Source organism: Rathayibacter sp. AY1C6 (assembly GCF_002931535.1).
Classification (GTDB): domain Bacteria; phylum Actinomycetota; class Actinomycetes; order Actinomycetales; family Microbacteriaceae; genus Rathayibacter.
The window spans coordinates 72,558-98,438 of the sequence record NZ_PSWC01000009.1; the positions used below are offsets into that span (position 1 = coordinate 72,558).

Genomic DNA, 25,881 nt, shown 5'->3' on the forward strand with positions numbered 1-25,881 from the left:
GCGGTGAGGAATCTAGCCCCGGACGGGGGGTGGCACCTGCACAACACCTGGGCAACCGCTGATTGCGGGGCCTCCGAGGGGCGGCGGAGACGTGCGCCCACCCCTGCGAGATCGCCGCTTCAGTCCGCCGAGACGCAAGAAAAGCGCGCGCACGAGCCCATACGCTCGGAGTCGGAGCGCGTTCCGCTCCTGCAGCCCCGTATCACCAGCGTGAGGAGGATCACCATGTCGCAAGCCGTGCAGAGCACCGTCGTCGGAGAACCCGAGGTCGTCGAGGACCGCGTGGAGGAGTCCGCCGCCTGGCTCGACCTGAAGGCGGCCGCCGCCGCGCTGCAGCCGCTCCAGTCCCAGGACGGCTCGCTCGCCGAGCCCGAGCGGCTCGAGGAGGCGCGCACCCTCGTCGAGCGGATCGTCGCCGGCGTCCGCACCCTCGCCCCCGCGTTCCCGCACGACGCCGCGTACCTCGACGCGCTGGTCGTCGACCTCGAGCGCTGGAGCGCCGGCGGACTCGGCCTGCCCGACTTCCTCGACTCGCTCACCGCGTTCCAGCCGCAGCTCGAGCGCGTCGACGGCCGCCGCCACCTCGTCGTCTTCCCCATGTACACCCAGAACGGCAGCCGCGACCGCCACGTCGAGGCCGTCCTCGTCGAGGTCGTCTGGCCGCGGTTCGTCGCCGAGCTGGAGGCGGGCGACTACTCCAACGCCCTCTTCGTGCCCGTGCGCTTCGTCGACTTCACCGCCGGCTACGACACCGACAGCGCCGTGCTGTTCCCCGAGACGGTCGCGATGCGCTCCGTCCCGTCCTTCACCTGGGGTGCGATCTTCGCCGACCGCGAGGCGGCCCGGTTCCGCCGCGTCGTCACGGAGGCGGCCCGGATCACCCGTCTCGAGCTCCCGGAGGACGCGCAGCGCCTGCTGGCCGACCAGCGCCTGGCGGAGGAGTCCTTCGTGATGTGGGACCTCATCCACGACCGCACCCACATGCGCGGCGACCTGCCGTTCGACCCGTTCATGATCAAGCAGCGGATGCCCTTCTTCCTCTACTCGCTGGAGGAGCTGCGGTGCGATCTCACCGCCTTCCGCGAGGCCGTCGCCATCGAGCGCCGCCTCGGCGCGCTCGACCGCCGCGAGGACGAGGAGGAGGCGCTGGCCGAGCGCTCGCGCTTCGTGCAGTACGCGATCCTGTTCGACCGGCTCTTCCGCTTCCCGCTCACCGGGTCGCGGGTGCGCAACTACGACGGCCTCGGCGGCCAGCTGCTCTTCGCCTGGCTGCACCAGCACGGCGTCCTGCACTGGACCGACACCCGGCTGGCGTTCGAGTGGGACGGCGTCGCCGACGTGGTCGTCGCCCTCTCGGACGCGATCGACGAGCTCTACTGGCGCTCGATCGACCGGCCGAAGACGGCGCACTGGCTTTCCGCGCACGAGCTGATCGCGGCCACTCTCACTCCGCACCCCGCCTCCGCCTGGGCCCGCGGGCTCCCGGACGAGGTGCTGCTCGGCGCCCCGCGCGGCCTCACCGACGCGGTGCTGGACGACGAGTTCCCGCTGTCGATGTTCTACGAGGCCCTCGGGAAGAAGATGGGCGACGTCATCGCCTCGACCCGGGGCATCACCGGCCGGGACTGACGTCGCGCCCGGGAGGCGGCGGGGTGCGCTCCTCCGCCTCCCGGGGCCCCGTCCGACCGGCGTCGGTTAGCGTGGGGCGCATGCCCTCAGGTGACGGAGCCGCGGACCCGCTCGACGCGGGCTGGATCCGGCGAGCGCCGAGCCGGGCCGGATACGTGCGCGACGCGGTCACCGCGGGGATCCTGCTGGTGGCGACGGTCGTCTCCGTCGCGCTGTACTCCTCGGCGGGATTCCCGGACGCGGCGCACCCCGTCGTCAGCGCCCACTGGGCCGTCCTGATGACCCTGCCCCTCGCGCTGCGCCGCCGGTTCCCCGCGAGCGTGGCGGCCGGGCTCTCCGTCGTCTACGCGCTCGGGATCGTGCTCCAGGTGCCGGAGTCGCTCTTCGGCCAGATCTGCCTGTTCCTCGCGCTCTACACGGTCGGCGCGTGGGGCCGGAACCGGCGCACGGCGCTCGTCGTCCGGGTGGCGATCGCGGTGGGGATGCTGGGCTGGCTGCTCACCACCCTCGCCACGGGCGAGTACTTCGGCAGCTCCGTGCCGGTCGACGACTCCCCCGGCCTGCTCTCGCCCTACGCGGCGGAGTCGGCCCTCGCGGTCGTCTCGAACCTGCTCTACTTCGGCAGCGCCTACGTCTTCGGCGAGGCGTCGTGGCAGTCGGCCCGCCGGCTGGAGGCGCTCGAGACGCGCACGGCCGAGCTCGACGACGAGCGGGAGCGCTCCTCGCGGCAGGCCGTGTCCTCCGAGCGGCTGCGGATCGCGCGCGAGCTGCACGACGTGGTCGCGCACCACGTCAGCGTGATGGGCGTGCAGGCGGGAGCGGCGCGGCGGGTGCTGGCGCGGGATCCGGAGCGGGCGGCGGCCTCGCTCAGCGCCATCGAGGGCGACGCGCGCTCGGCGATCGAGGAGCTGCACCGCATCCTGGTCGCGCTGCGCGCCGAGGACGCGGTCCCGAATCCGCTCACCGACGCCGCGTCCACCCGCGGCGTGGCCCAGCTCGAGGAGCTGGTCGCGGCGTCCAGCGGGTCGGGCCTGCCCACCGTCTTCCTCACCCTCGGCACGCCCCGCGAGATCCCCGCGACGGTGGGGCTCAGCCTCTACCGCATCGCGCAGGAGTCGCTCACGAACGTCCGCAAGCACGCGGGGCGCGGCGCGCACGCCGAGGTGCGCCTCCGCTACGCCCCCGACGCGGTCGAGCTCGAGATCGCCGACGACGGCGGGTCCGGCCCGCACCCGAGCGCTCCCGCCTCCTGCGGACTGGGGCACACCGGCATGAGCGAGCGCGCGGCCGCGGTCGGCGGCTGGATCGAGATGGGGCCGAGGGGCGGAGGGTACCTCGTGCACGCCCGGGTGCCGCTGTCCCCCGTCCGGGCGAGCGTGCCGGACGCCGACGACCCGGTACCGTCGTCGGAGACGTCGCGGGGGCGTCAGGAGCGAGCGAGCGGGGGCCGCCCATGACCGAGCACGTGCGCGTGCTGCTCGTCGACGACCAGGAGCTCGTCCGCGTGGGCTTCCGCATCATCCTCGAGTCGGAGCCGGGGATCGAGGTGGTCGGCGAGGCCCGCACCGGGCTCGAGGCCCTGCAACGCGCCTCCGAGCTGCGCCCCGACGTGATCTGCATGGACGTGCAGATGCCCGGCCTCGACGGCCTGGCCGCGACCCGCGAGATCGTGGCCGACCCGCGCCTGTGCTCGCGGGTGCTCATCCTCACCACCTTCGACCGCGACGACTACCTCTTCGAGGCGCTCTCGGCCGGCGCCAGCGGGTTCCTGCTCAAGAACGCGTCGCCGGAGGAGCTGGTCGAGGCCGTGCAGGTGGTCGCCCGCGGCGACGCGATGCTCGCCCCCGACGTCACCCGGCGCGTGATCGAGCGGTTCGCGTCCGTGCCCGAGCGCACGCCGGCCGCCGCCGACCACTCCGGAGTGGCCGACCTGACGGACCGCGAGCGCGAGGTGCTCGTGCACCTGGCGCGGGGCTGGTCGAACGCCGAGATCGCGGCCGAGCTGTTCGTGGGCGAGGCGACCGTGAAGACGCACGTCTCGAAGATCCTCATGAAGCTCGGCGTGCGCGACCGGCTCCAGGCGGTCGTGTTCGCCTACGAGCACGGGATCGCGGTGCCGGGGCGCCCCTGAGCGGTGGGCACCGTGGTGGACGGGTCGGAGGTGCTCGACGCCGGGGCGGTCAGCGCCGGGGCTGGCTCGAGGCCGGGCGCGGCGGGGTGCGGCGGACGAACTCCATCCGGATCTCCGGCACGATCTTCCGGTCGAGCACGACCGTCATGTAGCGGCCGTCGACGCGGGCGCCGATCGCGACCACGTCCGGATCGGTGTCCACGCGGTAGCCGCGCAGCGCCTCCCCGTCCACGATCACCGGAACGCCCCGCACGACGTCCTCGTCGCGGAGGGCGGCGGCGACCACCGGCATCCCGCCGCGGCGGCTGCGCACGCGGCCCGGGAAGGTGTTGCGGAGCACGTCGCCCATGTGAGCCGCGAGGCGGGACTCCAGGGGACGGCTGCGCTCGGCGGGGATCGGCACGGAGGTGCGGACCGCCTCCCAGAGCACCGGGTACCGCATCCGCGTCACCTGGTCGACCATCCACGGCGGCAGGTGGTCGTTCTCGGCGCGCTCGATCGCGCGCTTCTGCTCGGGGGTCAGCGGGACGTGGTTGACGGGGTCGGCGCGGTTGCGCGGGTTCTTGTAGAACGAGTACGAGAGCGAGATCTCGACGAAGCGTCCGAGCGCCATCGTCTGCGCTGCGGCGAACTCCTCCAGCCTCGGCTGGGGCGCGAACGCGAGGACGGGATCGCCGAAGCGAGCCGCGATCTCGTCCACCCCGGGAGGGGCGGGCATGTCGCGGACAGCTCCCGTCGTGTCCATGCGCATACGTCAAGAGTGGCCTGCCTCCCAGCCGATACCAACTTCTTGACGGAGATCGGCTTTCGGGTCGTCGTCCGTTCACCTGCCCGAAACATGCGGGAGGCAGGAGGGGTGTCTCGGAGGGCGCCTCCGGGGCTCCTCCGGGCGGCGGGCTGCGAAGATGGAGGGATGAGCGCTCTGCACGATCCCGACGTCCGCGGCTTCGCCTCCGACAACTACTCCGGAGTGCACGACGAGGTCCTCGCCGCGATCGCCGCGGCCAACGGAGCGCACCAGATCGCCTACGGCGAGGACGTCTACACCGAGCGCCTGCAGGAGGCGTTCCGCCGCGAGTTCGGCGAGCAGGCCCAGGCCTTCCCCGTCTTCAACGGCACGGGCGCCAACGTCACCGGCCTGCAGTCGATGCTGCCCCGGTGGGGCGCCGTCGTCTCGGCGGGCACCGCGCACATCACCTCCGACGAGGGCGGAGCGCCCGAGAAGGTCGGCGGGATCAAGATCCTCACGGTCCCCACGCCCGACGGCAAGCTGACCCCGGCGCTGGTCGACCAGGAGGCGTGGGGCTTCGGCGACGAGCACCGCGCCCAGCCGCTCGTGGTTTCGATCACCCAGTCCTCCGAGCTCGGCACCGTCTACACCCCCGAGGAGGTGCGCGCGCTCGCCGACCACGCGCACGGCCTCGGCATGCGGCTGCACATGGACGGGGCGCGCATCGCGAACGCCGCGGCCGCCCTCGGCCTGCCCCTGCGCTCCTTCACGACCGACGCGGGCGTCGACGTGCTCTCGTTCGGCGGCACCAAGAACGGCATCCTGCTCGGCGAGGCGATCGTCGTGCTCGACCCGGCGGCCTCGACCGGGCTGACCTTCCTCCGCAAGACCAACATGCAGCTGTCCTCCAAGATGCGCTTCATCTCGGCGCAGCTGCTCGCCCTGCTCGGCGACGGCGGCGAGGAGGAGCCCCTGTGGCTCCGCTCGGCCCGGCACGCGAACGCCATGGCGGCGCGCCTGCGCTCGGGGCTCGAGGAGGCGATCGCCGCCGGACGGATCACCGGGCTCGAGTTCACGCAGCAGACCCAGGCCAACGCGGTGTTCGCGACGCTGCCGCCCGGAGTCGCGGACCGGCTCCGCACCGCCTACCGCTTCTACGACTGGAACCCGGCGACCGGCGAGGTCCGCTGGGTCTGCTCCTTCGACACGACGGAGGACGACATCGACGCGTTCACGGCCGCGATCGAGCGCGAGCTGGCCGCGTGAGGGCCCGCCTCCCGCGCCTGGCGACGGTCGGCGCCGCGCTCGCCGTTCTCGTCGCGCTGACGGGTTGCACGTCGGCCGAGCGCTCGGACGTCGCGGCCACCCCGTCGGCGTCGGAGACCGCCGCTCCGACTCCCTCCGCGACTCCGACGCCCTCGCCCACGGCCACGGCCTCGACCCGCCTGGGCTGCGACTCCCTCCTCCCCGCCACGCGGGCGGCCTCGGCGCTGGGGGTCTCCCGCAGCGCTCTCGAGGGCAGCCGCGAGGTGACGACGCGCTCCTCGGGCGAGCTGATCCGCGAGGCCGCGGAGGAGAACGGCGGAGTGCTCCGCTGCGCCTGGTACGACGAGGACGCCTCGATCACCGCGGCCGCGGTCGACGACGCCGCCGAGGCGTTCGCCGGCCGTCCGGGCCCGCGCCTCGAGACCGGCGTCGAGGCCTACGGCTCCTGCACCGACGGCAGCTGCGACCTGGATCTGCTCGCCGGCGCCACCTGGGTGACGCTGCAGCTGCGAGGCGCCCCCGCGGCCGTCGACCTCGCCGCGCTGGCGACCGGCACCGCCTCCGCCGCGCTCGGCAGCCTCGACGAGCCGGTCACCGCGACGGCGCCCGTCTGCACCGAGGTCCTGACGGCCGAGCAGCTGTCCGGTGCCGCCGGTCTCGCGCAGGCGACCGCGGGGACGGGGACCGGGACGCCGACCACCGCGTCGGCCGCTGCCGCCGCCCGGGCCGGGTACGCCTCCTGCAGCTGGAGCGACGCCTCCAGCGCCGCCTACTCGGGCGTGACGGTCGACGCGCTCCCGAACGGCGACGACGGCTGGCGGAACCTCTCGCTGACCTCGGGCCTGGCGATCCCGCTCGAGCCGCTCGACGGCTTCGGCGAGAAGGCCCTCACCGGCTGCGCGGCGGGCGTCTGCGAGATCGACGCGCTGGCCGACGACGTGTGGTGGCGCGTGACCGTCACCGGCGACGCGGCGAAGGCCGAGGCCGTCGCCCGCGCCGTGCTCGCGAACGCCTGACCCGGGCGCCCCGCTCCTCCTCCGCGAGCGGGTCAGCGCCAGTACTCGTACCAGGACGACTCGCGGCAGCCGAGGGACGCGTAGAGGCGGCGGGCGCCGGCGTTCTCGGCGAGCACCTGGAGCCAGAAGCGCGCGACGCCCCGGCCGGACGCGTCCTCGAGGAGGGCGCGGATCACGGCGGAGGCGAGCCCGCGGCGCCGGGCGTCCGGGCGGGTCGCCAGGGCGAAGAGGCCGCCCCAGAGCTCGCCGTCCGGCGCCGTGACGAGCGCGAGGCGGCCGGTCGCGGCCGGGCCGTCCCCGTCGACGGCGAGAGCGTAGGAGGAGGGGCAGCCCGCGAGGATGCGCTCGGCGACCGCACGCTCCTCCGCGCCACCGCGACCGTCCACCGACCACCAGAGGGCGAGCCAGTCCTCGTCGGGAGCCGGGGCGAGGCGGACGCGAGGCTGCGGCGCGGGCCTCGGCGGCACTGGCCTCGACGGCGCGGACCCCGACGTCGTGGACAGGGCGGCGAGCGCCTCCTGCACCGAACCCGTCAGCACGAGCGTCCGGTCGATCGGCGCGGCGCCCCGCTCGGCGAGCAGCCCGGTCAGACCGGCGGGGCTCGGCGGCCCGATCTGCACGAGGGGCGCGATCCCGTGCTCGCGGGCGAACGCCTCCGCCGCGTCGAGCGCCGCCTCCTGGTCGACGACGTCGCCGGACGCGAGCACCGAGTTCGCGCGCTTGGTGACTCCTGCGGAGGCGCGCAGCTCCCACGCGCCGAGGGGGCGCCGCACGAGCGCGGGCCAGGCGTCGGCGGCGAGGCGGTCGAGCAGGCGCGGATCCATCGGGCCACGGTAGCGGGAGCGGCGCCGGAGCCCTGTGGACGCCCCCGGAAACGGCTCCGGCCCGCAGGATCCGCCGCGGACGAGCCGAGCGGGATCCTGCGGGCCGGAGGCCGTGGAGGGACGAGCCCTACATGTTGATCATGTGCCCCTTGAGGCCGTGGAAGCCCTCCTGCAGCGCCTCCGACAGCGTCGGGTGGGTGTGCACGTTGCGGGCCAGCTCGGTCGCCGTGAGGTCCCACTTCTGGGCGAGCGTGAGCTCGGGGAGCAGCTCCGAGACATCCGGGCCGATCATGTGGGCGCCGAGGAGCTCGCCGTACTTCTTGCTCGCGATGAGCTTCACGAAGCCGGTGGGCTCGCCGAGGCCGTGGGCCTTGCCGTTCGCCATGAAGGGGAAGGTCGAGACGGTGATCTCGTGTCCCTCGTCCGTCGCCTGCTTCTCGGTGAGGCCGAAGGAGGCGATCTGCGGCTGGCAGAACGTCGCGCGCGGCATCATCCGGTAGTCGCCCAGGGTCTGGGTCTCGGCACCGGCGAGGGTCTCGGCGGCGACGACGCCCTGCGCCTCCGCGACGTGCGCGAGCTGCAGCTTCGCGGTGACGTCGCCGATGGCGTAGATGTGCGGCACGTTGGTGCGCATGTGGTCGTCGATCGCGATCGCGCCGCGCTCGGTGAGCTCGACGCCCGTCTTCTCGAGGCCGAAGCCCTCGGTGCGGGGGACCCAGCCGATCGACATGAGCACCTTGTCGACCTCGAGGGTCGACTGCGTGCCGTCCTTCGCGGTGTAGGTGACCGTGACGTAGCCGTCCTTGTCGACGACCGACTCGACCTTGGTCGAGGTCAGGATCTCGACGCCGAGCTTCTTGTACTGCTTCTGGATCTCCTTGGAGACGTCCGGGTCCTCGTTGGGGAGGGCGCGGTCCATGAACTCGATGATCGTCACGTCGACGCCGTAGTTCTTGAGGACGTACGCGAACTCCATGCCGATCGCGCCCGCGCCCACGATGGCCATCGTGTCGGGGAGCTCGCGGGTCATGATCTGGGTCTCGTAGGTGACGACGTTCTCGGAGAGCTCGACGCCGGGGAGGAGACGGACGCTCGCGCCGGTCGCGATGATCGCGTCGTCGAAGGTCAGCGACTCCGTGCCGCCCTTGCTCAGCTGCACGTCGAGGCCCTGCGGGCCGGTGAAGGAGCCGACGCCGTCGAACTCGGCGATCTTGTTCTTCTTCATCAGGAAGTGGACGCCCTTGGTGCGGCCGTCCGCGACCGAGCGGCTGCGGTCGAACGCCGCGCCGAAGTCGAACGAGACGTCGCCCGAGATGCCGAACTGCTTCGCCTGGGTGTGGAAGAGGTGGGCGAGCTCCGCGTTGCGCAGCAGCGCCTTGGACGGGATGCAGCCGACGTTGAGACAGACACCGCCCCAGTACTGCTTCTCGACGACGGCGACGGACTTGCCGAGCTGGGCGGCGCGGATCGCGGCCACGTATCCGCCGGGGCCTGCCCCCAGGACGACGACGTCGAAGTGCTGGGCCATGGATGATCCTCCAGAGTCGTGGATGGTGGTGCGCGGGGTGACCACGCCGTCTCCCACCGTACCGTTCCGGGGCTCGGAGGCGGCCCGCTCCTCCGTGGGCGAACGCGCGCGCGGGCGCCTGCCGTGCACGCGCGGGAATGCCCGCGGGGCGGGGACGGTTGGGCTCCACGGGCGACGGAGCCCCTCCCCCAGTCCCCCGCACGGAAGAAGCCCCGCGATGTCCGCCACCGCCTCCCGCACCGCCAGCACCAGCGCCCCGATCCTCGACGTCCTCGCGGAGCGCTGGAGCCCCCGCTCCTACGACGCGACCGCGACCGTCTCCGACGAGACCCTCGCGTCCCTCCTCGAGGCCGCGCGCTGGTCCCCGTCCGCCAGCAACTCGCAGCCGTGGCGCTTCATCGTCGCCCGCCGCGGAACCGACGAGTTCGACCGCATCGTCGCGACGCTCGCCGGCTTCAACGGCGCCTGGGCCGGCTCCGCCGCCGTCCTCGTCGTCGCGCTCGCCGAGACCGTCGACTCCGAGGGGAAGCCGCGCCCCTGGGCCGTCTACGACCTCGGCCAGTCGATCGCCCACCTCAGCGTCCAGGCGCACCACGAGGGCCTGCACGTGCACCAGATGGCCGGCTTCGACAAGGACGCCGTCCGCGCCGCGTTCGGCGTCGACGAGCGCTTCGACCCGGTGACGATCGCCGCGGTGGGAGTCGCGGCCGACGCCGACGCGCTGGCGAACGAGACCCTCCGCGAGCGCGAGACCGCGCCGCGCACCCGCCTGCCCCTCGAGGAGCTCGTGCTCGTCCAGGCGTAGCCCTCCGGCGGAAGGCCTCCCCCGTCCGCGGACCGGGGAGGCCTTCCGCGTCCCACCCCCTGTGTTACTCCCCGTGTCGGTCCCCGCTGTGCCGCCGGGAGCCTCTCCGTACGATCGGACGATCCGCCCGCCCGTCCCGCTGCCCGGAGAGACATGCCCGCCACCCCCGCCGCCCGCACGAGCCTGGCCTTCGACGCCGAGCTCGGCCAGTCGGCGTTCCCCGTGCGCTTCGAGGGGGTCGGCCGCACCTTCGCGCCCGGGTCCCCCGTACTGACGGACGTGACGCTCGAGGCCGCCGCGGGCGAGGTCATCGCGATCCTCGGCCCGAGCGGCTGCGGCAAGTCGACGCTGCTGCGCATCGCGGCGGGCCTGGACACCGCCTCCGAGGGGTCCGTCCTCATCGACGGCGCCCCCGTCTCCGGCATCGACCCGCGCTGCGCGGTGGCGTTCCAGGAGCCGCGGCTGCTGCCCTGGCGGAGCATCGCCGACAACGTCGCGCTCGGCCTGCCGCGCGGCACCCCGCGCCCGGCCGCCCGCGCCGCCGTCGACGAGCTGCTCTCGCTGGTCGGCCTCACCGCGCACGCCCGCTCGCGGCCCCGCGAGGTGTCCGGAGGCATGGCCCAGCGCGCCTCCCTCGCCCGCGCCCTCGCCCGGAACCCCGGCGTGCTCCTCCTGGACGAGCCCTTCGGGGCGCTCGATGCGCTGACCCGCCTGCGGATGCAGGACCTGCTGCTCGACGTGCACGCGGCGGCTCCGGCGACGATCCTGCTCGTCACCCACGACGTCGACGAGGCCCTGCAGCTGGCCGACCGCATCGTGCTCCTCGGGCGCGACGAGCCCGGAGGCGTCTCGCGCATCCAGCGGATCGTCACCGTCCCCGGCGCGCGGCCCCGCGACCGCGGCTCGGCGGAGCTCGCCGAGCACCGGGCCGAGCTCCTCGCGGGGCTGGGCATCGAGCGGCACTGACCCCGGGCGGATCGACCCGCGTCCCTCCACCCGGGCGGCACGGTCCGGGCGGCACGACCTCCCTCCCCAGCCGCCTCCTCCTCCCGCTCTCCACCGCACGAGCACCTCCCCGCACGCCCCTCCCCTGCAGCGTCCACACTCGCTGTCACCGCATCCCCGAAGCCGAGGCCCCCATGTCGTTCACCAGCTCCCCGCTCACCCGCCGCACCGCTCTCGCCGGTCTGCTCACCGCCGCCGCCGTCCCGCTCCTCGCGGGCTGCGTGCAGGGCGAGGGCGGAGGAGGAGCGGCGGCCGCGACCGCCGACGCCGCCTCCGGAGGAACCCGGGGCGGCACGCTCACGCTCGACTTCGCGACCTACAACCCGCTGAGCCTGGTCATCAAGGAGAAGGGCTGGCTCGAGGCCGCCCTCGCCGAGCAGCAGGTCACCGTCGCCTGGGTGCAGTCGGCCGGCTCCAACAAGGCCAACGAGGCCCTGCGCGCCGGAGCGATCGACGTCGGCTCCACCGCCGGCTCCGCCGCGCTGCTCGCCCGCTCGAACGGCTCGCCGATCAGGACGATCGACATCTTCTCGCAGCCGGAGTGGTCGGCCCTCGTCGTCCCCGCCGGCTCGGCGATCACGTCGGTCGAGCAGCTCAAGGGCAAGCAGATCGCGGCCACCAAGGGCACCGACCCCTACTTCTTCCTGGTGCAGGCGCTCGAGGCCGCCGGGCTGGGCATCGGCGACGTGACGGTGCAGAACCTGCAGCACGCCGACGGCTGGGCGGCGCTGCAGAACGGCTCCGTCGACGCCTGGGCGGGCCTCGACCCGATCATGGCCGGCGCCGAGGCGGCCGGGGCGACCCTGCTCTACCGCAACGTCGACTTCAACTCCTACGGCCTGCTCAACGCGACCGAGAGCTTCCTCGCCGAGAAGCCGGACCTCGCGCAGACCGTCGTGAACGCGTACGAGCACGCCCGCGCCTGGGCGCTCGAGAACCAGGACGAGACGGCGAGCATCCTCGCCTCCGTCGCCGGCCTCGACGTGGCGGTGGCGACGACGGTCATCACCGAGCGCAGCAACCTCGACGTCGACAACGTCCCCGGCTCCGCGCAGACCGACGTGCTCGCCGTGATCGGCCCGATCTTCGTCGAGAACGGCGACGTCGCCTCGCAGCAGCAGGTCGACGACGCGCTCGACTCGCTGCTCGACGACACCTACGCCTCGGCGGCCGACCCGAGCGCCATCGGCGCCTGAGGGTCCGGCCCTCCGCCCCCGACCCCGTGATCCGAGGAGACCGACGATGACGATCCGCGACGACGACACCGCGACCGACGCCGATGTGCTGCGGCGGAGCGCGCTGTCCGCGCCGATGCCGGGTGAGCCCGGACTCGTGACGGCGGGCCCGTCGGTCGCGGCCTCCCAGCGCCGCCTCCGCGAGGACCGCTCCCACCCGCTCACCACGCGACGGTGGTTCGTGGTCGCGGGAGGCGCGATCCTGCCCGTGCTGCTGCTCGCCGCCTGGCAGATCGCGACGACGACCGGGATGGTCTCAGTGGCGGTCTTCCCCTCGCCCGCGATGGTCTGGGCGGCCGGCGTCGACCTCGCCCAGCGCGGCGACCTCGGCCAGGACGTCGCCATCTCGACGCAGCGCGTGCTCATCGGGTTCGCGCTCGGCTCGGCGCTCGGGCTCGTGGTCGGCGCGCTCTTCGGGCTCTCCCGCGTCTGGGAGGTCGTCCTCGGGCCGACCCTCGGCGCGATCCGGGCGGTCCCGTCGCTGGCCTGGGTCCCGCTGCTGCTGCTCTGGATGGGCATCGGCGAGGAGTCGAAGATCACGCTGATCACGATCGGCGCGTTCTTCCCGGTCTTCACCACGGTGGCCACGGCGCTCGGCCACGTCGACCGGCACCTCGTCGAGGCGGGCCGCGCTTTCGGCCTCTCGGGCGTCCGGCTCTTCACGGCGGTGCAGCTGCCCGCGGTGATCCCCTCCGTGATCTCCGGGCTGCGCCTCGCGCTCGCCCAGTCGTGGCTGTTCCTGGTCGCCTCCGAGCTCATCGCCTCCTCGATGGGCCTCGGCTTCCGCCTCATCGACAGCCAGAACAACGGCCGGATCGACCGGGTGTTCCTGGCGATCGTCCTGCTGGCCGTGCTGGGCAAGCTCACCGATGCCGTCGTCGGCGTGTTCCAGCGCTACGCCGTGAGGAAGTGGGCGTGAGCGCCGGGGAGGGAGCTCCGAGCGTGGGCGGGACGATCGCCAACCTGCTCGACGAGCACCGCCGGTTCCCCCCGCCCGCAGCCTTCGCCGCGCAGGCGAACGCGGGCGCGGAGGAGTACTCGCGCGCCGCCGCCGATCCGGTCGCGTTCTGGGAGGAGGCGGCCCGCCGCCTCGAGTGGGCGGAGCCGTGGCACACCGCCCACAGCTGGGAGCCTGCCGCTCCGCTGCCCGACGGCTCGCTCTCGGTGCCGCGCACGACCTGGTTCGAGGGCGGACGGCTGAACGTGGCCGTCAACTGCGTCGACCGCCACGTGGACGCGGGACGCGGCGGGAAGACCGCCCTCCACTTCGAGGGCGAGCGCGGCGACCGGCGGTCGATCACCTACGCCGAGCTCCAGCGCGAGGTCTCCCGCGCCGCGAACGCGCTGACCGCGCTCGGGATCGGGAAGGGCGACCGCGTCGTCGTCTATCTCCCGGTGATCCCCGAGACCATCGTCATCACGCTCGCGATCGCGCGGATCGGAGCGATCCACTCGCTCGTCTTCGGCGGCTTCTCCGCCGAGGCGGTGCGGTTCCGCGTGGAGGACACCGGCGCGAAGCTCCTGGTCACCACGGACGGGCAGTTCCGGCGCGGAGCGGCGGTGCCGGTGAAGGCGGGCGCCGACCGGGCGGTCGAGGGCGTCGCGTCGATCGAGCACGTCCTCGTCGTCCGCCGCACCGATGAGACCGACGTCCCGTGGACCCCGGGCCGCGACGTCTGGTGGCACGAGCTGGTCGACGCGCAGAGCGACGTCCACGAGGCCGAGGCCTTCGACTCCGAGACGCCGCTGTTCATCATCTACACCTCCGGCACGACCGGGAAGCCCAAGGGGCTGGTGCACACCAGCGGCGGCTACCTCACGCAGGCCTCCTGGACGCACTGGGCGGTGTTCGACGCGAAGCCGGACGACGTGCACTGGTGCACCGCCGACCTCGCCTGGGTCACCGCGCACACCTACGAGATCTACGGACCGCTCTCGAACGGGCTCACCCAGGTCATCTACGAGGGCACCCCGAGCACCCCGCACACCGCCCGGCACTTCGAGATCATCGAGCGGTACGGGGTGACCGTCTACTACACGGCGCCGACGCTGATCCGGACGCTGATGACCTGGTTCCCCGAGGGCGTGCCCGACCGGTACGACCTGTCGAGCCTGCGCCTGCTCGGCACCGTCGGCGAGTCCATCAACCCCGAGGCCTGGGTCTGGTTCCACGAGGCGATCGGCGGCGGGCGCTGCCCGATCGTCGACACCTGGTGGCAGTCCGAGACCGGCGCTGCGGTGATGTGCCCGCTGCCGGGCGTCGCGACCCTCAAGCCGGGCTCGTCGCTCGGAGCACTGCCCGGGCTCGGCGTCCTCGTGGTGGACGAGCACGGCGAGCGGGTGCCGAACGGTTCCGGCGGGTACCTCGTGGTCGACCGGACCGGGCCGGCGCTCGCCCGCACCGTGTGGGGCGACCCGGAGCGGTACCGCGACTCCTACTGGGCCCGCTACGCGTCCCAGGGGTGGTTCTTCTCCGGGGACGGCGCGAAGTACGACGCCGACGGCGACGTCTGGGTGCTCGGCCGCGTCGACGACGTCATCAACGTCTCCGGGCACCGCCTGTCCACGATCGAGATCGAGTCGGCACTCGTCGCCCATCCGGCCGTCGGCGAGGCCGGAGTCGTCGGAGTCGCCGACGCGACGACCGGCCAGGCCATCGCGGCGTTCGTCATCCCCTCCGACGAGGCCGTCGACCGCGCCGAGGAGGACCCGGCCTACTGGACAGCTCTCGGCACGACGCTCTCGGCGCTCCTGCGCGACCACGTGGCGGTCGCGATCGGTCCGATCGCCAAGCCGCGCGACGTGGTGGTGGTGCCGGATCTGCCCAAGACCCGCTCCGGCAAGATCATGCGGCGGCTGCTCGGCGACATCCGCGACGGCCGCCCGCTCGGAGACGTGACGAGCCTCCAGGACGACACCGTCCCGGCGCGCATCGCCCGCATCGTCGCCGAGCGCGGGTAGGCGCCGCGCCGAGCGGACGCGGCGGGCGGCCCCTGTTTCGGGGAGGCGTCGGGAGCCTGCGCGTCCGCGGCGAGGAGGGGCCGCCGGGGAGCATCCGGAGTAGCGTGAAGCCGTGCGCGACGTCCAACAGCAGATCATCTCCGAGCTCCACGTCTCCCCCGCCGTCGATCCGGCCGTCGAGGTCGAACGGCGCAGCGGATTCCTCGCCGACTACCTCCGCAGCACCGGCGCGAAGGGCCTCGTCCTCGGCATCAGCGGCGGCCAGGACTCGAGCCTCGCCGGGCGCCTCTGCCAGCTCGCGGTCGAGCAGGTCCGCGCGAGCGGCGGCAACGCCTCCTTCATCGCGGTCCGCCTGCCGTACAAGGTGCAGGCCGACGAGGAGGACGCCCAGCTCGCCCTCACGTTCATCCGCCCGGACCGCCAGGTCGTCTTCGACATCCACCAGGGCGTCGACGGCGTGGCCGCGGCGTTCGGCGACGCGGTCGACGAGCCGATCAGCGACTTCGTGAAGGGCAACGTGAAGGCGCGGATGCGGATGATCGCGCAGTACGCGATCGCCGGCCAGGCCGGGATGCTCGTCGTCGGGACCGACCACGCGGCCGAGGCGGTCACCGGCTTCTTCACGAAGTACGGCGACGGCGGCGCCGACGTCCTCCCGCTCACCGGTCTCACCAAGCGGCAGGGCCGCTCGCTCCTCGAGCACCTGGACGCACCGGCCCGGCTCTACGAGAAGGCGCCGACGGCGGACCTGCTCGACGACAACCCCGGCCAGACCGACGAGACGAACCTCGGGCTCACCTACGCCGACCTCGACACGTACCTCGAGGGTGGCGAGGTCGACCAGGCCGTCGCCGAGGCCATCGAGGCGCGGTACGCCGCGACCGAGCACAAGCGCCAGGTGCCGCTGTCGATGTTCGACGACTGGTGGCGCTGAGCCGCCGCTGACCGCTTCCAGCGGCCGGCAGCTCAGGACCGCACGGGGCCCCGCTGAGGCGGGGCTCCCGTGCGTCCGGCGCGGAACCGATGCGAGGACCGGACCCGCCGCGGTATCAGGAGTCGGCGCGGGCGTTGTAGACGAGCACCTCGCCGGTGTCGACGGAGGCGCGGTAGGCGCGGAACACGTCGAGGGCCTCGTCGCGGAGCACGCCGTCGACGACCTCGATGCCGCGGGCCTCGAACTGCGCGGCCCAGTCCTCGCGCATCGGCCCCTCGTCGAAGGTGCTGATCTCCTCGAGCTCGGGGCCGGAGCCCGCGACGACCAGGCGGCGCACCCCCGACCACATCGTCGCTCCGTAGCACTGCACGCACGGGCGCCAGTTGACGACCAGGTCGTGCGCGGGGAGGCCCTCGCCGCCGAGGTCCCAGGTGCCGAGCGCGGTCTGCGCGAGACCGAGCGCCGTCACCTCGGCGTGGCCGGACGAGACCCCGCTGCCGAGGACGACGTTCACTCCGACCGAGACGAGACGACCGGAGTCGCGCTCGACGACGATCGCCGCGAACGGGCCGCCGTTCCCCTCGCGGAAGTTGCGGTCGGCGAGCGCGTGCACGAGGGCCATCCGGTCCTCGAGGCTCGGGAGGACCTCGGGGACGTCGCGGAGGGCGTCACCGATCCAGGCGGGCAGGGCGATCTCGTAGCGGGTGGCGAGGCGGTCGATGTCCATGGGTCCTCCGGGAGACGGGGCGGGGCGGGGCGGCGGGTCGGCGGGTCGGCGGGGCGGAGACGGATGCGCGGCAGGCACGGCACGGGCGACGCGCGGATGACGACGGCCGTCGCCCCTCAGCCTCGCAGTCCCGAGCGCCGGAGACGGAATCGGCCCGGCGCGTCGACGCGGAGGTCAGGCGAGGAGGGCCTCGCCGAGCGCCGCGGCCTGCGCCGCCCAGAAGCGCTTCGCCACGCCGGTCCGGCGGAACAGGGCGTCGAAGCCGTGGAAGGCGCCCTCCACGATCTCGAGCCCGCACGGCACTCCGGCCGCGCGCAGGCGCTCGGCGTAGCGGACGTCCTCGTCGTGGAAGAGGTCGAGGCCGCCGACGCCGATCCAGGCCGGCGGCAGGCCCGTGAGGTCGTCGCGGCGGGCGGGGGCGGCGTAGGCCGTGACGCCGGGGCCGCCGGGCTCGCCGGCGAGGTAGGCGGTCCAGCCGAAGCGGTTGCTGCCCGGGGTCCAGACGCGGACGCCGCGCGGCGGAGGACCGGGCCGGGTGACGGTGCGGTCGTCGAGCATCGGGTAGACGAGCAGCTGGAACGCGGGCTGCGCTCCTCCGCGGTCGTGGGCGAGGAGGGTCGCACCCGCGGCGATGCCGCCGCCCGCGCTCGCGCCTCCGACGGCGATGCGCGCCGGGTCGACGCCGCGCTCCTGCGCGTGCTCGACGAGCCAGTCGAACGCGGCCAGCACGTCCTCGACGGCAGCCGGGGCCGGATGCGCGGGCGCGAGGCGGTAGTCGACGGAGACGACCGTGATGCCCAGGGTGCGGGCGAAGTCGATGCAGGGCGCCTCGTCCTGGAGGTGGCTGCCGAGCACCATGCCGCCGCCGTGCACCCAGAGGAGCGCGGGAGCGGTACCGCGGAGGATGCGCGGCCGGTAGCTGCGGGCCCGGACGGGAGCGGCTCCGGCGACGGGGATCTCGACGTCGTCGACCACGATGTCGGGCGGGGCCTCGCCTCCCTCGGCGGCGCGTCGCGTGGCGAGGCGCAGCAGTCGCGGGCCGAGGACGATCGGCGGGAGGAAGCGGCCGAGCGCGAGGTCGGGGTGGAAGAGGGGCGCCGTCGCGGCGGTGCGGGCTGACGCGGTCATGCGCGGGAGGCTACTCCTCGCGGCCGTGCCGGCGCCCCTCCGCGGGACTACGGACGCACGAGGGTCTTGATCGCGCGGCGCTCGTCCATGGCGGCGTACGCCTCGGCGATCTCCTCGAGGGGCAGCTCGAGGTCGAAGACCAGACCGGGCTCGATCGCGCCGCTGAGCACGTCCGGCAGCAGCTCGGCCATGTAGCCGCGGACCGGCGCGACTCCGCCGTTGACGCCCACGTTCGAGCCGAACATCTGACGGACGGGCAGCTCGGGGCCTCCGTTGGGGACGCCGACGTAGCCGACCATGCCGCCGGGGCGGGCGGAGTCGAGGGCCTGCTGCATCGACTCCTTGGTGCCGACGCACTCGAGCACGCAGTCGGCGCCGATCCCGCCGGTCAGCTCGCGGACGCGCGCGACGCCCTCGTCGCCGCGGGTCTCGACGATGTGGGTCGCCCCGAAGCGGCGGGCGAGGTTCTGCCGCGACTCGTGCCGCGACATCGCGATGATCGTGGTCGCGCCGAGGCGCTTGGCCGCCAGGACGGCGCAGAGGCCGACCGCGCCGTCGCCGACGACCGCGACGGTCGAGCCCGCGGTGACGCCGGCCGAGACCGCGGCGTGGTGGCCGGTCCCCATCACGTCGGCGAGGGTGAGCAGGCTGGGGATGAGCGCCGGATCCGGGTCCATGCCCACGCGGAAGAGCGTGCCGTCGGCGAGGGGCACGCGCACCTTCTCGCCCTGGGCGCCGTCCGCGAAGCCCTCCTCGCGGACCTCGGCGCCCCACCAGCCGCCGGTGAGGCACGAGGTGGAGACGCCGTTGGCGCAGTTCGCGCAGGTGCCGTCGCAGACGTAGAACGGGGCGATCACGAAGTCGCCGACCGCGACGTCGTGCACGTCGTCGCCGATCTCCTCGACGACGCCGACGAACTCGTGGCCGATGCGGTGCGCCTCCTTGGTGGGCGTGACGCCGCGGTAGGGCCAGAGGTCCGAGCCGCAGACGCAGGCCGCGGTGACGCGGACGATCGCGTCGCGCCCCGTCGAGAGCTGCGGGTCGGGGACCTCCTCGAGTCGGATGTCGCGCTCGCCGTGGATGAGTGTTGCTCGCATGGGTGCTCCTGGTCGGGAGGGGGATGGGGTCGGCGTCCACGGTACGCCCGCGACCGGCCGCGGGCGCCGGAGAGGCGGGGGCTTGCACGAACGCGCGCCGACGCGGCCCAGGTGGAGAGCCGGGGCGCGGCCGGGGGCGGTCCGGCGCCGGGCGGGAGGCGTCCTGCCGGAACGGAGGGGCCCCGCAGCAGCCCTGCGCCGCGTCACGGCTGCGCCTCCGCCCAGCCGTCGCGCCCGATCACGACGTGCGCGAGGAACCGCAGGCCGCACGCCTCTGCCCCGTCGGCGATCGCCCGCGTCGCCGCACGGTCGGAGGGGAGCACCACGGCCTCGCCCGCGTGGCTGTGCGCCAGGCCGATGCCCGCCGCGCCGCGCGCCAGCACCTCGGCGAGCACGGCGGCGACGGGGATCTCGGCGTGCGCCGGGGCTCCGTCGGCCAGCGTGAGGACGTCGCGGACGGCTCCGGACTCGGCGAGCGCCACCGCCAGCACGGTCTCGACCGGCCGGGCGGCCAGCAGCGGAGCGACGAGCCCGGCCAGGCCGGCGGCGTCGGTCACGCGGGCGGCGCGCGAGGCGCGGTTCATCCTCCGCCGCAGCTCGAAGGAGGCGACCAGACGGCAGGCGGCGACCTCGCCGACTCCGCGGTGCCGCATCAGATCGGCTACCCCGGCCCGGGCGACGGCGTCGATGCCGCCGAAGCGCGCGAGGAGGCGCTGCGCGACGACGGTCGCGTTGGCGCCGCGGACGCCGGCCCCGATGAGCACGGCGAGGGTCTCGGCGTCGGTGAGCGCCTCCGGTCCGTAGGCGCGGAGGCGCTCCCTCGGCCTCTCCTCGGGAGGGAGGTCGGCCATGCGGGGGCCGGGCGTTTCGAAGGACATGCCGCCGACGCTACGGAGCCCGCCGGACGGGCGCGCCGCGGATCCCGCGACTGTGGACGACTCCCGCCCTCGCGCGCCCTGTGGAGGGAACTTCCGTCGCCACCCGCGCGCTCCTCTCCCCTGCGAGTACGCAGAAGTCGGACTCGCGACAGGGTTCGAGCACCCCGGTCAGTCCGTCGCGGGCATCCCCGCCGTCACCGACAGGCTCTCGCCGTCCGGCGCCACGTCCACCAGCACCACGTCCCCGTCGCGCACCGTGCCGCCGAGCAGCGCCGTGGCCAGCTGGTCGTCGATCGCCCGCTGCATCAGCCGGCGCAGCGGCCGCGCGCCGTACTGCGGGTCGTAGCCGCGCTCGGCCAGCCACCCGCGGGCCGCGGGCGTCACCGCCAGGTCGAGCCGTCGCTCCGAGAGCCTCCTCGACAGCCGGTCGACGTACAGCGACACGATCTCGCCGAGCTCGGTGCGGTCGAGCGCGTCGAAGATCACGATGTCGTCGAGCCGGTTCACGAACTCGGGCTTGAAGGCCTGCCGCACCATCTGCTGGACCGCCTCCTCCTTCTGCGGCCGTGACAGCGCCGGGTCCACGAGGAACTGCGACCCCAGGTTGGAGGTGAGGATGAGGATCGTGTTGCGGAAGTCGACCGTCCGCCCCTGGCCGTCGGTGAGCCGGCCGTCGTCGAGCACCTGGAGCAGGACGTCGAACACCTCGGGGTGCGCCTTCTCGATCTCGTCGAGGAGCACCACCGAGTACGGGCGGCGGCGGACCGCCTCCGTGAGCTGGCCGCCCTGCTCGTAGCCGATGTAGCCGGGAGGGGCGCCGACCAGCCGCGAGACGGCGAACTTCTCGCCGTACTCCGACATGTCGATGCGGACCATCGCCTTCTCGTCGTCGAAGAGGTGGTCGGCGAGCGCCTTCGCCAGCTCGGTCTTGCCGACGCCGGTCGGCCCGAGGAAGAGGAAGGAGCCGGTCGGCCGGTCGGGGTCGGAGATGCCCGCGCGGGTGCGGCGCACCGCGTCCGCGACGGCCGACACCGCCTCGTCCTGGCCGATCAGTCGGCGGTGCAGCTCGGTCTCGAGGTGCAGCAGCTTCTCGGTCTCGCCCTGCAGGAGACGCCCGACGGGGATCCCCGTCCAGGCGGCGATCACCGCGGCGATGTCGTCGGCCGTCACCTGCTCGTTGACCATGCGGCCCTCGGCCGGCTCCTCCTCCGCCTCGGCGGCCGCGAGCTCGCGCTCGATCACCGGGATGTCGCCGTAGAGCAGCTTCGACGCGCGCTCGAGCTTCCCCTCGCGCTGCGCGCGCTCGGCGGCGATCCGCAGGGCGTCGAGCCGGTTCTTGAGCTCGCCGACGCGGTTGAGGGAGGCGCGCTCGCGCTCCCAGCGCTCCTGCAGCTCCTCGAGCTGGGCGCCGCGGCGGGCCAGGTCCTCGCGCAGCTTCTCCAGCCGCGCCTTCGAGGCCTCGTCCTTCTCCTTCTTCAGCGCCAGCTCCTCGAGCCTCAGCCGGTCGACGGAGCGGCGCAGCTCGTCGATCTCGACGGGAGCGGAGTCGATCTCCATGCGCAGCCGCGACGCGGCCTCGTCGATCAGGTCGATCGCCTTGTCCGGCAGCTGGCGGGAGGTGATGTAGCGGTTCGAGAGCGACGCGGCGGCGACCAGGGCGGAGTCGGCGATCGCCACCTTGTGGTGCGCCTCGTAGCGCTCCTTCAGCCCGCGGAGGATCGCCACGGTGTCCTCGACGGTCGGCTCGCCGACGAAGACCTGCTGGAAGCGGCGCTCGAGAGCGGCGTCCTTCTCGATGTACTGGCGGTACTCGTCGAGCGTCGTCGCGCCGATCATCCGCAGCTCGCCGCGCGCCAGCATGGGCTTGAGCATGTTCGCGGCCGCCACCGACCCCTCGCCGCCGCCCGCGCCCATCAGCGTGTGCAGCTCGTCGATGAAGGTGATGATCCGGCCGTCGGACTCCTCGATCTCCTGGAGCACGGCCTTCAGCCGCTCCTCGAACTCGCCGCGGTACTTCGCTCCGGCGATCAGGGCCGAGAGGTCGAGGCTGACGAGCTGCTTGCCCTTGAGGCTCTCGGCGACGTCGCCCGCGACGATCCGCTGGGCGAGCCCCTCGACGACGGCGGTCTTGCCGACGCCGGGCTCGCCGATGAGGACGGGGTTGTTCTTGGTGCGGCGCGTGAGCACCTGGCTGACGCGCCGGATCTCGGCGTCCCTCCCGATCACCGGGTCGAGCTTGCCGCTCGCCGCGATGGCGGTCAGGTTGACGCCGTACTGCTCGAGTGCGGACTTCTCGTCCTGCTGGGGCATCCGACCGGCCTGCATGATGGTGGTCTCCTCCGTGGCTCGAAAGTTGAGTTCGACGGACTCAACTTTACTCCCGCGACGGCTCCGGCGGTCAGGCCGTCAGAAGATCGCTGTCGCGGCCCTGGAGCGTCTCGAGCGCGTTCCGGAGGATCGAGCGCAGCCGGAACTCGTCGATCCCGGTCAGCGCCGAGATCTCGGCCTGCGAGAAGCCGCCGGCCGCAGCCAGCAGCAGGAGCTCGCGGTCCGGGCAGTCGAGGGCGAGCAGGCCGCTGCCGAGCGGACGCCGGGCGAGCTCGTGCGCGGTGCCGAGGGTCTCGCAGAGGACCTCGAGCACCCACAGCACGGGCTCCGGCGAGCGGGCGCCCTCGCGGGAGCGGCGCCAGACGGCGGTGAAGACGTCGGTGCAGAGCCGGTCGCGGCCGGCCGGGTCGGCCTGGACTGTGCCGACGCACGCCGAGACGAGGCCGCCGAAGCGGTCGACGAGCTCTCCCAGAGCGGAGGCGTCCCCCGTGGCGGAGCGGGCCAGCAGACGGGCGGCGTCCTGCGTCAGCGGCGGACGCACCCGTCCTCCGGTCGCGTCCTCGCCTCCAGCACTCACAGGCCTCAGCGTGTCACCGACTCCGGGACGGCGGGACCAGTTGCGCGGAAGGGGGGTGACATGTAAGGAGCGGATCCGCTATCCGACATCAGAGGCGCGGCCAGCGCGCGCGGGCGAAGCAGAAGAGCCCGTAGGCGATGAGCCCGACGGCGACGAAGCCGAGGAGGAGCACACCTGCCGGCAGCTCCACGAGCGACTTCAGCGCCTCGTCGAGCCCGCCCGCCTGCTCCGGATCATGGGTGACGGCGGCGACGATCAGCAGCACGCCGAGAGCGCCGAGGACCACGCCCTTGGCGACGTAGCCGGCGACGCCGAGCACGGTGACGACGGTGCCCGCCGTACCGCCCGGCTCCGCGACGTTCTCGAGGAACTTCCTGCTCGCTCCGCGGTACACGAAGACGCCGCCGACCGCGAGGACGGCCAGTCCCGCGATCACGAGCAGCACGACTCCGCCCGGCGCCGAGAGCACCTGCGCGCTCGCGCTCTCGGACGACTCGGACGAGCTCGACCCGCCGCCCGTCGCGAACTTCAGCGCCGTCACGCCGAGGGCGCCGTAGACGACGGCCTTGCCCGCCTCCTTCAGCCGGCTGCCCCAGGTCTTCAGGGCGCTCTCGCGCGGGCGGACGAGGAACGCCTCGAGCAGCCCCCACAGCGCCAGGCCGAAGAGGCCGACCGTGCAGATCCAGAGGATCACCAGACCGCCGGGCTGCGCCGCGACGGCGCCGAGAGCACCGCTCTGGTCGGCCTCGCCTCCGCCGCCGCGGGCCACGCCGAGGGCGATCACTCCGATCAGGAGGTGGACGAGGCCGTTCGCCGCGAAGCCGCCGCGGGCGAGGGTCCGCACCGCCCGGGAGTCCTGGATGTCGTCGGCGGTGCGCTGGGCGTCGGCGGTGCTCGGAGTGTTCACAGGGTGGACGCTACGCGTTTCCACACCCCCGCGCCCGGCGCTCCGCCGTTCGGAGGTGCTCCCGGAGCCGGTTCTCCACACCTTTCCACAGGGTTGTCCACAGCTGTGGAATCGCTGGAAGGACGAGCGGATCACACGTCGACGGCGCGGACGAGTCCGTCCTGCACGCCGCCCAGCCAGTCGTAGACGCTGCGGATCGCGGCCGCGCTCCCCTCCTCCGGGACGACGTCGTCGGTGTCGTCGATCCCCAGCCGCACGGCCAGAGCGAGCCGCATGTCGGTCAGTGCGCGGAGCCAGGCGATCGCCTGCGGCTCCTCGAGACGGACCGCGACCTCGCCCAGCCCCTCGAAGATCCGGCCGTGACTCGTGCCGTCGCCGGCGTCGAGGGCCGCCGTGACGGCGCGGGCGTCGTCCATCTTGCGGGCGGCGAGGTCCGGAGCGGTGAAGCGGCGGAACTCGTCGGCCGCCTCGGCGTCGTCGCGGTAGGCGTCGGGCAGGAGGCGCGCGAGCGCCGGATCGGAGCGGGCCTCCTCCGAGGACGCCCCGCGGTCGAGCAGCTCGAGCATCTCGCCCGCCAGGTGGCGGAGGATCCCGGCCTCCTCGCGGTCGAAGCGGGCGACGGCCGCCCCGGAGGAGTCGCGGCGGAACGCGCGCATCAGCCGAGTCCTCGGATGCCGCGAGCGGGGTGCTCTCCGGTCTCCGCCGCCGCGGGGCGCAGCGGGGCGCTCACGCGTCGGCCTTCTGCAGCGTCGCCCACAGGCCGTAGCCGTGCATCGCCTCCACGTGCCGCTCCATCTCCTCGCGGTTGCCGGTCGCGACGACCGCGCGCCCCTCGGTGTGCACCTGCAGCATCAGCCGCTCCGCCTCGGCCCGGCCGAAGCCGAAGTAGCTGCGGAAGACGTACGAGACGTACGACATCAGGTTGACCGGATCGTCCCAGACCAGCACGATCCACGGGACCTCGGCCGCCGATCGGGTCGCCAGGCGCTCGTCCGCGCGCTCGATCGTGTCCGCCATCCCTCCAGCGTAGGCCGCAGCGCGGACGGACGCCCGGGCGCGCGGGCCGGAGCGTGCTGCCCGCAGCCCGCGAGTGACCAGGAGTCGTCGCACTCGGCGCGGGTGCGACGACTCCTGGACAGTCGGAGCAGAGGCAGCAGCGCCGCCCGCCCTAGGCCGACAGGCGCGGCAGGACCTCCCGGGCGAAGAAGTCGAGGTGGTCGAGGTCCTGCAGGTCCATGAACTGCAGGTAGACGCGCTCGCAGCCGGCCTCGCGGAGGGACTCGAGGCGGTCGACCGCCTCGTCGACGGCGCCGGCCACTCCGTGCTCGCGCAGCTCGGCGGGCTCGCGGCCGATCGCCGCCGCACGACGCGTGAACTCCGCCTCGTCCCCTCCGCCGACCGCGATCAGCGCGACCGAGTGCACCAGCGACGAGGGCTCGCGCCCGATCGCCCGGCACGCCTCGTCGACGCGCTCGAAGGCCCCCGGGATCGCGTCGAACTCGGGGAAGGGCAGATTGAACTCGCTCGCGAACCGCGCCGCGAGCGCCGGGGTGCGCTTGGGGCCGCCGCCACCGACGATCACCGGCAGCGGCAGGCGGGCGGGCTTGGGCAGGGCAGGGGAGTCGGTCAGCGTGTAGTGCTCGCCGGCGAAGGAGTAGCGCTCGCCGACCGGCGTCGACCACAGGCCGGTCACGATCTCGAGCTGCTCCTCGAGGAGGTCGAAGCGGCGCGGAGGGAAGGGGATGCCGTACGCGGCGTGCTCCTGCTCGAACCAGCCGGTGCCGAGGCCGAGCTCGGCACGGCCCCCGGACATCGCGTCGACCTGGGCGACCTGGATCGCGAGGATCCCCGGCGGCCGGTAGGTGACGGAGGAGACGAGGGTGCCGAGCGCGATCCGCTCGGTCTCGCGGGCGAGGCCGGCGAGTGTCGTCCACGCGTCGGACGGGCCCACGCCGGGGTCGCCGTCCCCCATCCGGAGGTAGTGGTCGGAGCGGAAGAAGCCGTCGTAGCCGAGGCTCTCGGCGGCCTGCGCGACGGCGAGGAGGTCCTCGTAGCTCGCGCCCTGCTGGGGTTCGGTGAACACTCTGAACTGCACGGGTCCAGCCTCCCGCACCGGGGCCGGATCATGCCAGCCCGGCTCCCCCGGCCGGGGCCGCCGACGGGCCCCCGTGTACC

At 73.8% G+C, this 25,881-nt stretch carries 24 protein-coding genes; 11 read left to right on the forward strand and 13 right to left on the reverse strand.

The genetic code is table 11. The features are described 5' to 3' along the window. Window positions 1–225: 225 nt before the first annotated feature. The 3 genes from C5D36_RS07725 (at window position 226) to C5D36_RS07735 (ending at window position 3,760) form a co-directional block, all read left to right on the forward strand. Window positions 226–1,629: a DUF6421 family protein gene (locus tag C5D36_RS07725; RefSeq protein ID WP_104295567.1), complete on the forward strand. Its 1,404-nt coding sequence runs from the start codon at window positions 226–228 to the stop codon at window positions 1,627–1,629. A gap of 80 nt (window positions 1,630–1,709) precedes the next feature. Beyond that, complete coding sequence (locus tag C5D36_RS07730) at window positions 1,710–3,086, forward strand: sensor histidine kinase (RefSeq protein ID WP_104234378.1); 1,377 nt, start codon at window positions 1,710–1,712, stop codon at window positions 3,084–3,086. Continuing rightward, window positions 3,083–3,760 (forward strand): response regulator transcription factor, encoded by a 678-nt coding sequence (locus tag C5D36_RS07735; protein ID WP_104295568.1) that lies wholly within the window; start codon window positions 3,083–3,085, stop codon window positions 3,758–3,760. The genes C5D36_RS07730 and C5D36_RS07735 overlap by 4 nt, the downstream gene beginning before the upstream one ends. 49 nt (window positions 3,761–3,809) lie before the next feature. Here C5D36_RS07735 and C5D36_RS07740 read toward each other — a convergent pair whose 3' ends face one another. After that, window positions 3,810–4,505 (reverse strand): hypothetical protein, encoded by a 696-nt coding sequence (locus C5D36_RS07740; RefSeq protein ID WP_104239200.1) that lies wholly within the window; start codon window positions 4,503–4,505, stop codon window positions 3,810–3,812. Between the two features lie 168 nt (window positions 4,506–4,673). Here C5D36_RS07740 and C5D36_RS07745 point away from each other — a divergent pair, with 168 nt between their 5' ends. Continuing rightward, complete coding sequence (locus C5D36_RS07745) at window positions 4,674–5,756, forward strand: low specificity L-threonine aldolase (RefSeq protein WP_104256598.1); 1,083 nt, start codon at window positions 4,674–4,676, stop codon at window positions 5,754–5,756. Continuing rightward, window positions 5,753–6,772, forward strand: coding sequence for a hypothetical protein (locus C5D36_RS16800; protein ID WP_181072813.1), 1,020 nt, complete (start codon window positions 5,753–5,755; stop codon window positions 6,770–6,772). The genes C5D36_RS07745 and C5D36_RS16800 overlap by 4 nt, the downstream gene beginning before the upstream one ends. Window positions 6,773–6,804: 32 nt before the next feature. On the opposite strand, the gene C5D36_RS07755 is transcribed toward C5D36_RS16800, so the two are convergent. Together C5D36_RS07755 and lpdA are read right to left on the reverse strand one after the other, a co-directional pair. Next, on the reverse strand, window positions 6,805–7,596 hold the full coding sequence (locus C5D36_RS07755; RefSeq protein ID WP_104295569.1) for a GNAT family N-acetyltransferase: 792 nt from the start codon (window positions 7,594–7,596) through the stop codon (window positions 6,805–6,807). A gap of 127 nt (window positions 7,597–7,723) precedes the next feature. Beyond that, window positions 7,724–9,124 carry a dihydrolipoyl dehydrogenase gene (gene lpdA, locus C5D36_RS07760; RefSeq protein ID WP_104222818.1) on the reverse strand — a complete coding sequence of 467 codons (1,401 nt, stop codon included), beginning with the start codon at window positions 9,122–9,124 and terminating at the stop codon, window positions 7,724–7,726. A 217-nt stretch (window positions 9,125–9,341) separates the two neighbouring features. Here lpdA and C5D36_RS07765 point away from each other — a divergent pair, with 217 nt between their 5' ends. The 6 genes from C5D36_RS07765 (at window position 9,342) to nadE (ending at window position 16,064) form a co-directional block, all read left to right on the forward strand. Then, a complete protein-coding gene (locus tag C5D36_RS07765) occupies window positions 9,342–9,929 on the forward strand; it encodes a nitroreductase family protein (protein ID WP_104239204.1) in 588 nt (195 codons plus the stop codon). Between the two features lie 153 nt (window positions 9,930–10,082). Further along, the gene (locus C5D36_RS07770) at window positions 10,083–10,895 is read left to right on the forward strand and encodes an ABC transporter ATP-binding protein (RefSeq protein WP_104222820.1); all 813 of its coding nucleotides are present in this window, start codon (window positions 10,083–10,085) and stop codon (window positions 10,893–10,895) included. A gap of 173 nt (window positions 10,896–11,068) precedes the next feature. Beyond that, entirely contained in the window at window positions 11,069–12,130 is a 1,062-nt protein-coding gene (locus C5D36_RS07775; protein ID WP_104266599.1) for an aliphatic sulfonate ABC transporter substrate-binding protein, read from the forward strand. A gap of 46 nt (window positions 12,131–12,176) precedes the next feature. Continuing rightward, entirely contained in the window at window positions 12,177–13,088 is a 912-nt protein-coding gene (locus C5D36_RS07780; RefSeq protein ID WP_258062887.1) for an ABC transporter permease, read from the forward strand. Window positions 13,089–13,111: 23 nt separating this feature from the next. Then, a complete protein-coding gene (gene acs / locus C5D36_RS07785; RefSeq protein WP_104295578.1) occupies window positions 13,112–15,130 on the forward strand; it encodes an acetate--CoA ligase in 2,019 nt (672 codons plus the stop codon). A 112-nt stretch (window positions 15,131–15,242) separates the two neighbouring features. Next, window positions 15,243–16,064, forward strand: a complete 822-nt coding sequence (nadE, locus tag C5D36_RS07790; RefSeq protein ID WP_104234371.1) for an ammonia-dependent NAD(+) synthetase — start codon at window positions 15,243–15,245, stop codon at window positions 16,062–16,064. A 115-nt stretch (window positions 16,065–16,179) separates the two neighbouring features. On the opposite strand, the gene C5D36_RS07795 is transcribed toward nadE, so the two are convergent. The 10 genes from C5D36_RS07795 to C5D36_RS07840 all read right to left on the reverse strand — a co-directional run bounded on the left by C5D36_RS07795 (window position 16,180) and on the right by C5D36_RS07840 (window position 25,801). Further along, the gene (locus C5D36_RS07795; protein WP_181072815.1) at window positions 16,180–16,791 is read right to left on the reverse strand and encodes a nucleoside deaminase; all 612 of its coding nucleotides are present in this window, start codon (window positions 16,789–16,791) and stop codon (window positions 16,180–16,182) included. 174 nt (window positions 16,792–16,965) lie between these two features. Continuing rightward, the gene (locus C5D36_RS07800; protein ID WP_104250696.1) at window positions 16,966–17,919 is read right to left on the reverse strand and encodes an alpha/beta hydrolase; all 954 of its coding nucleotides are present in this window, start codon (window positions 17,917–17,919) and stop codon (window positions 16,966–16,968) included. A 47-nt stretch (window positions 17,920–17,966) separates the two neighbouring features. Beyond that, entirely contained in the window at window positions 17,967–19,016 is a 1,050-nt protein-coding gene (locus C5D36_RS07805) for a zinc-dependent alcohol dehydrogenase family protein (protein ID WP_104250697.1), read from the reverse strand. 203 nt (window positions 19,017–19,219) lie between these two features. Beyond that, window positions 19,220–19,894: a RadC family protein gene (locus tag C5D36_RS07810; protein ID WP_104250698.1), complete on the reverse strand. Its 675-nt coding sequence runs from the start codon at window positions 19,892–19,894 to the stop codon at window positions 19,220–19,222. Window positions 19,895–20,062: 168 nt separating this feature from the next. Next, window positions 20,063–22,204 carry an ATP-dependent Clp protease ATP-binding subunit gene (locus tag C5D36_RS07815; protein ID WP_374953255.1) on the reverse strand — a complete coding sequence of 714 codons (2,142 nt, stop codon included), beginning with the start codon at window positions 22,202–22,204 and terminating at the stop codon, window positions 20,063–20,065. A gap of 88 nt (window positions 22,205–22,292) precedes the next feature. Beyond that, the gene (locus C5D36_RS07820) at window positions 22,293–22,799 is read right to left on the reverse strand and encodes an RNA polymerase sigma factor (RefSeq protein ID WP_146079687.1); all 507 of its coding nucleotides are present in this window, start codon (window positions 22,797–22,799) and stop codon (window positions 22,293–22,295) included. A gap of 88 nt (window positions 22,800–22,887) precedes the next feature. Continuing rightward, entirely contained in the window at window positions 22,888–23,706 is an 819-nt protein-coding gene (locus C5D36_RS07825; RefSeq protein WP_104222827.1) for a DUF1206 domain-containing protein, read from the reverse strand. A gap of 131 nt (window positions 23,707–23,837) precedes the next feature. Further along, window positions 23,838–24,362: a DUF2017 domain-containing protein gene (locus C5D36_RS07830; RefSeq protein WP_104225742.1), complete on the reverse strand. Its 525-nt coding sequence runs from the start codon at window positions 24,360–24,362 to the stop codon at window positions 23,838–23,840. 70 nt (window positions 24,363–24,432) lie between these two features. Then, complete coding sequence (clpS, locus tag C5D36_RS07835; protein WP_104222829.1) at window positions 24,433–24,723, reverse strand: ATP-dependent Clp protease adapter ClpS; 291 nt, start codon at window positions 24,721–24,723, stop codon at window positions 24,433–24,435. A 151-nt stretch (window positions 24,724–24,874) separates the two neighbouring features. After that, complete coding sequence (locus tag C5D36_RS07840; protein ID WP_104295570.1) at window positions 24,875–25,801, reverse strand: LLM class F420-dependent oxidoreductase; 927 nt, start codon at window positions 25,799–25,801, stop codon at window positions 24,875–24,877. Between the last annotated feature and the right edge of the window lie 80 nt (window positions 25,802–25,881).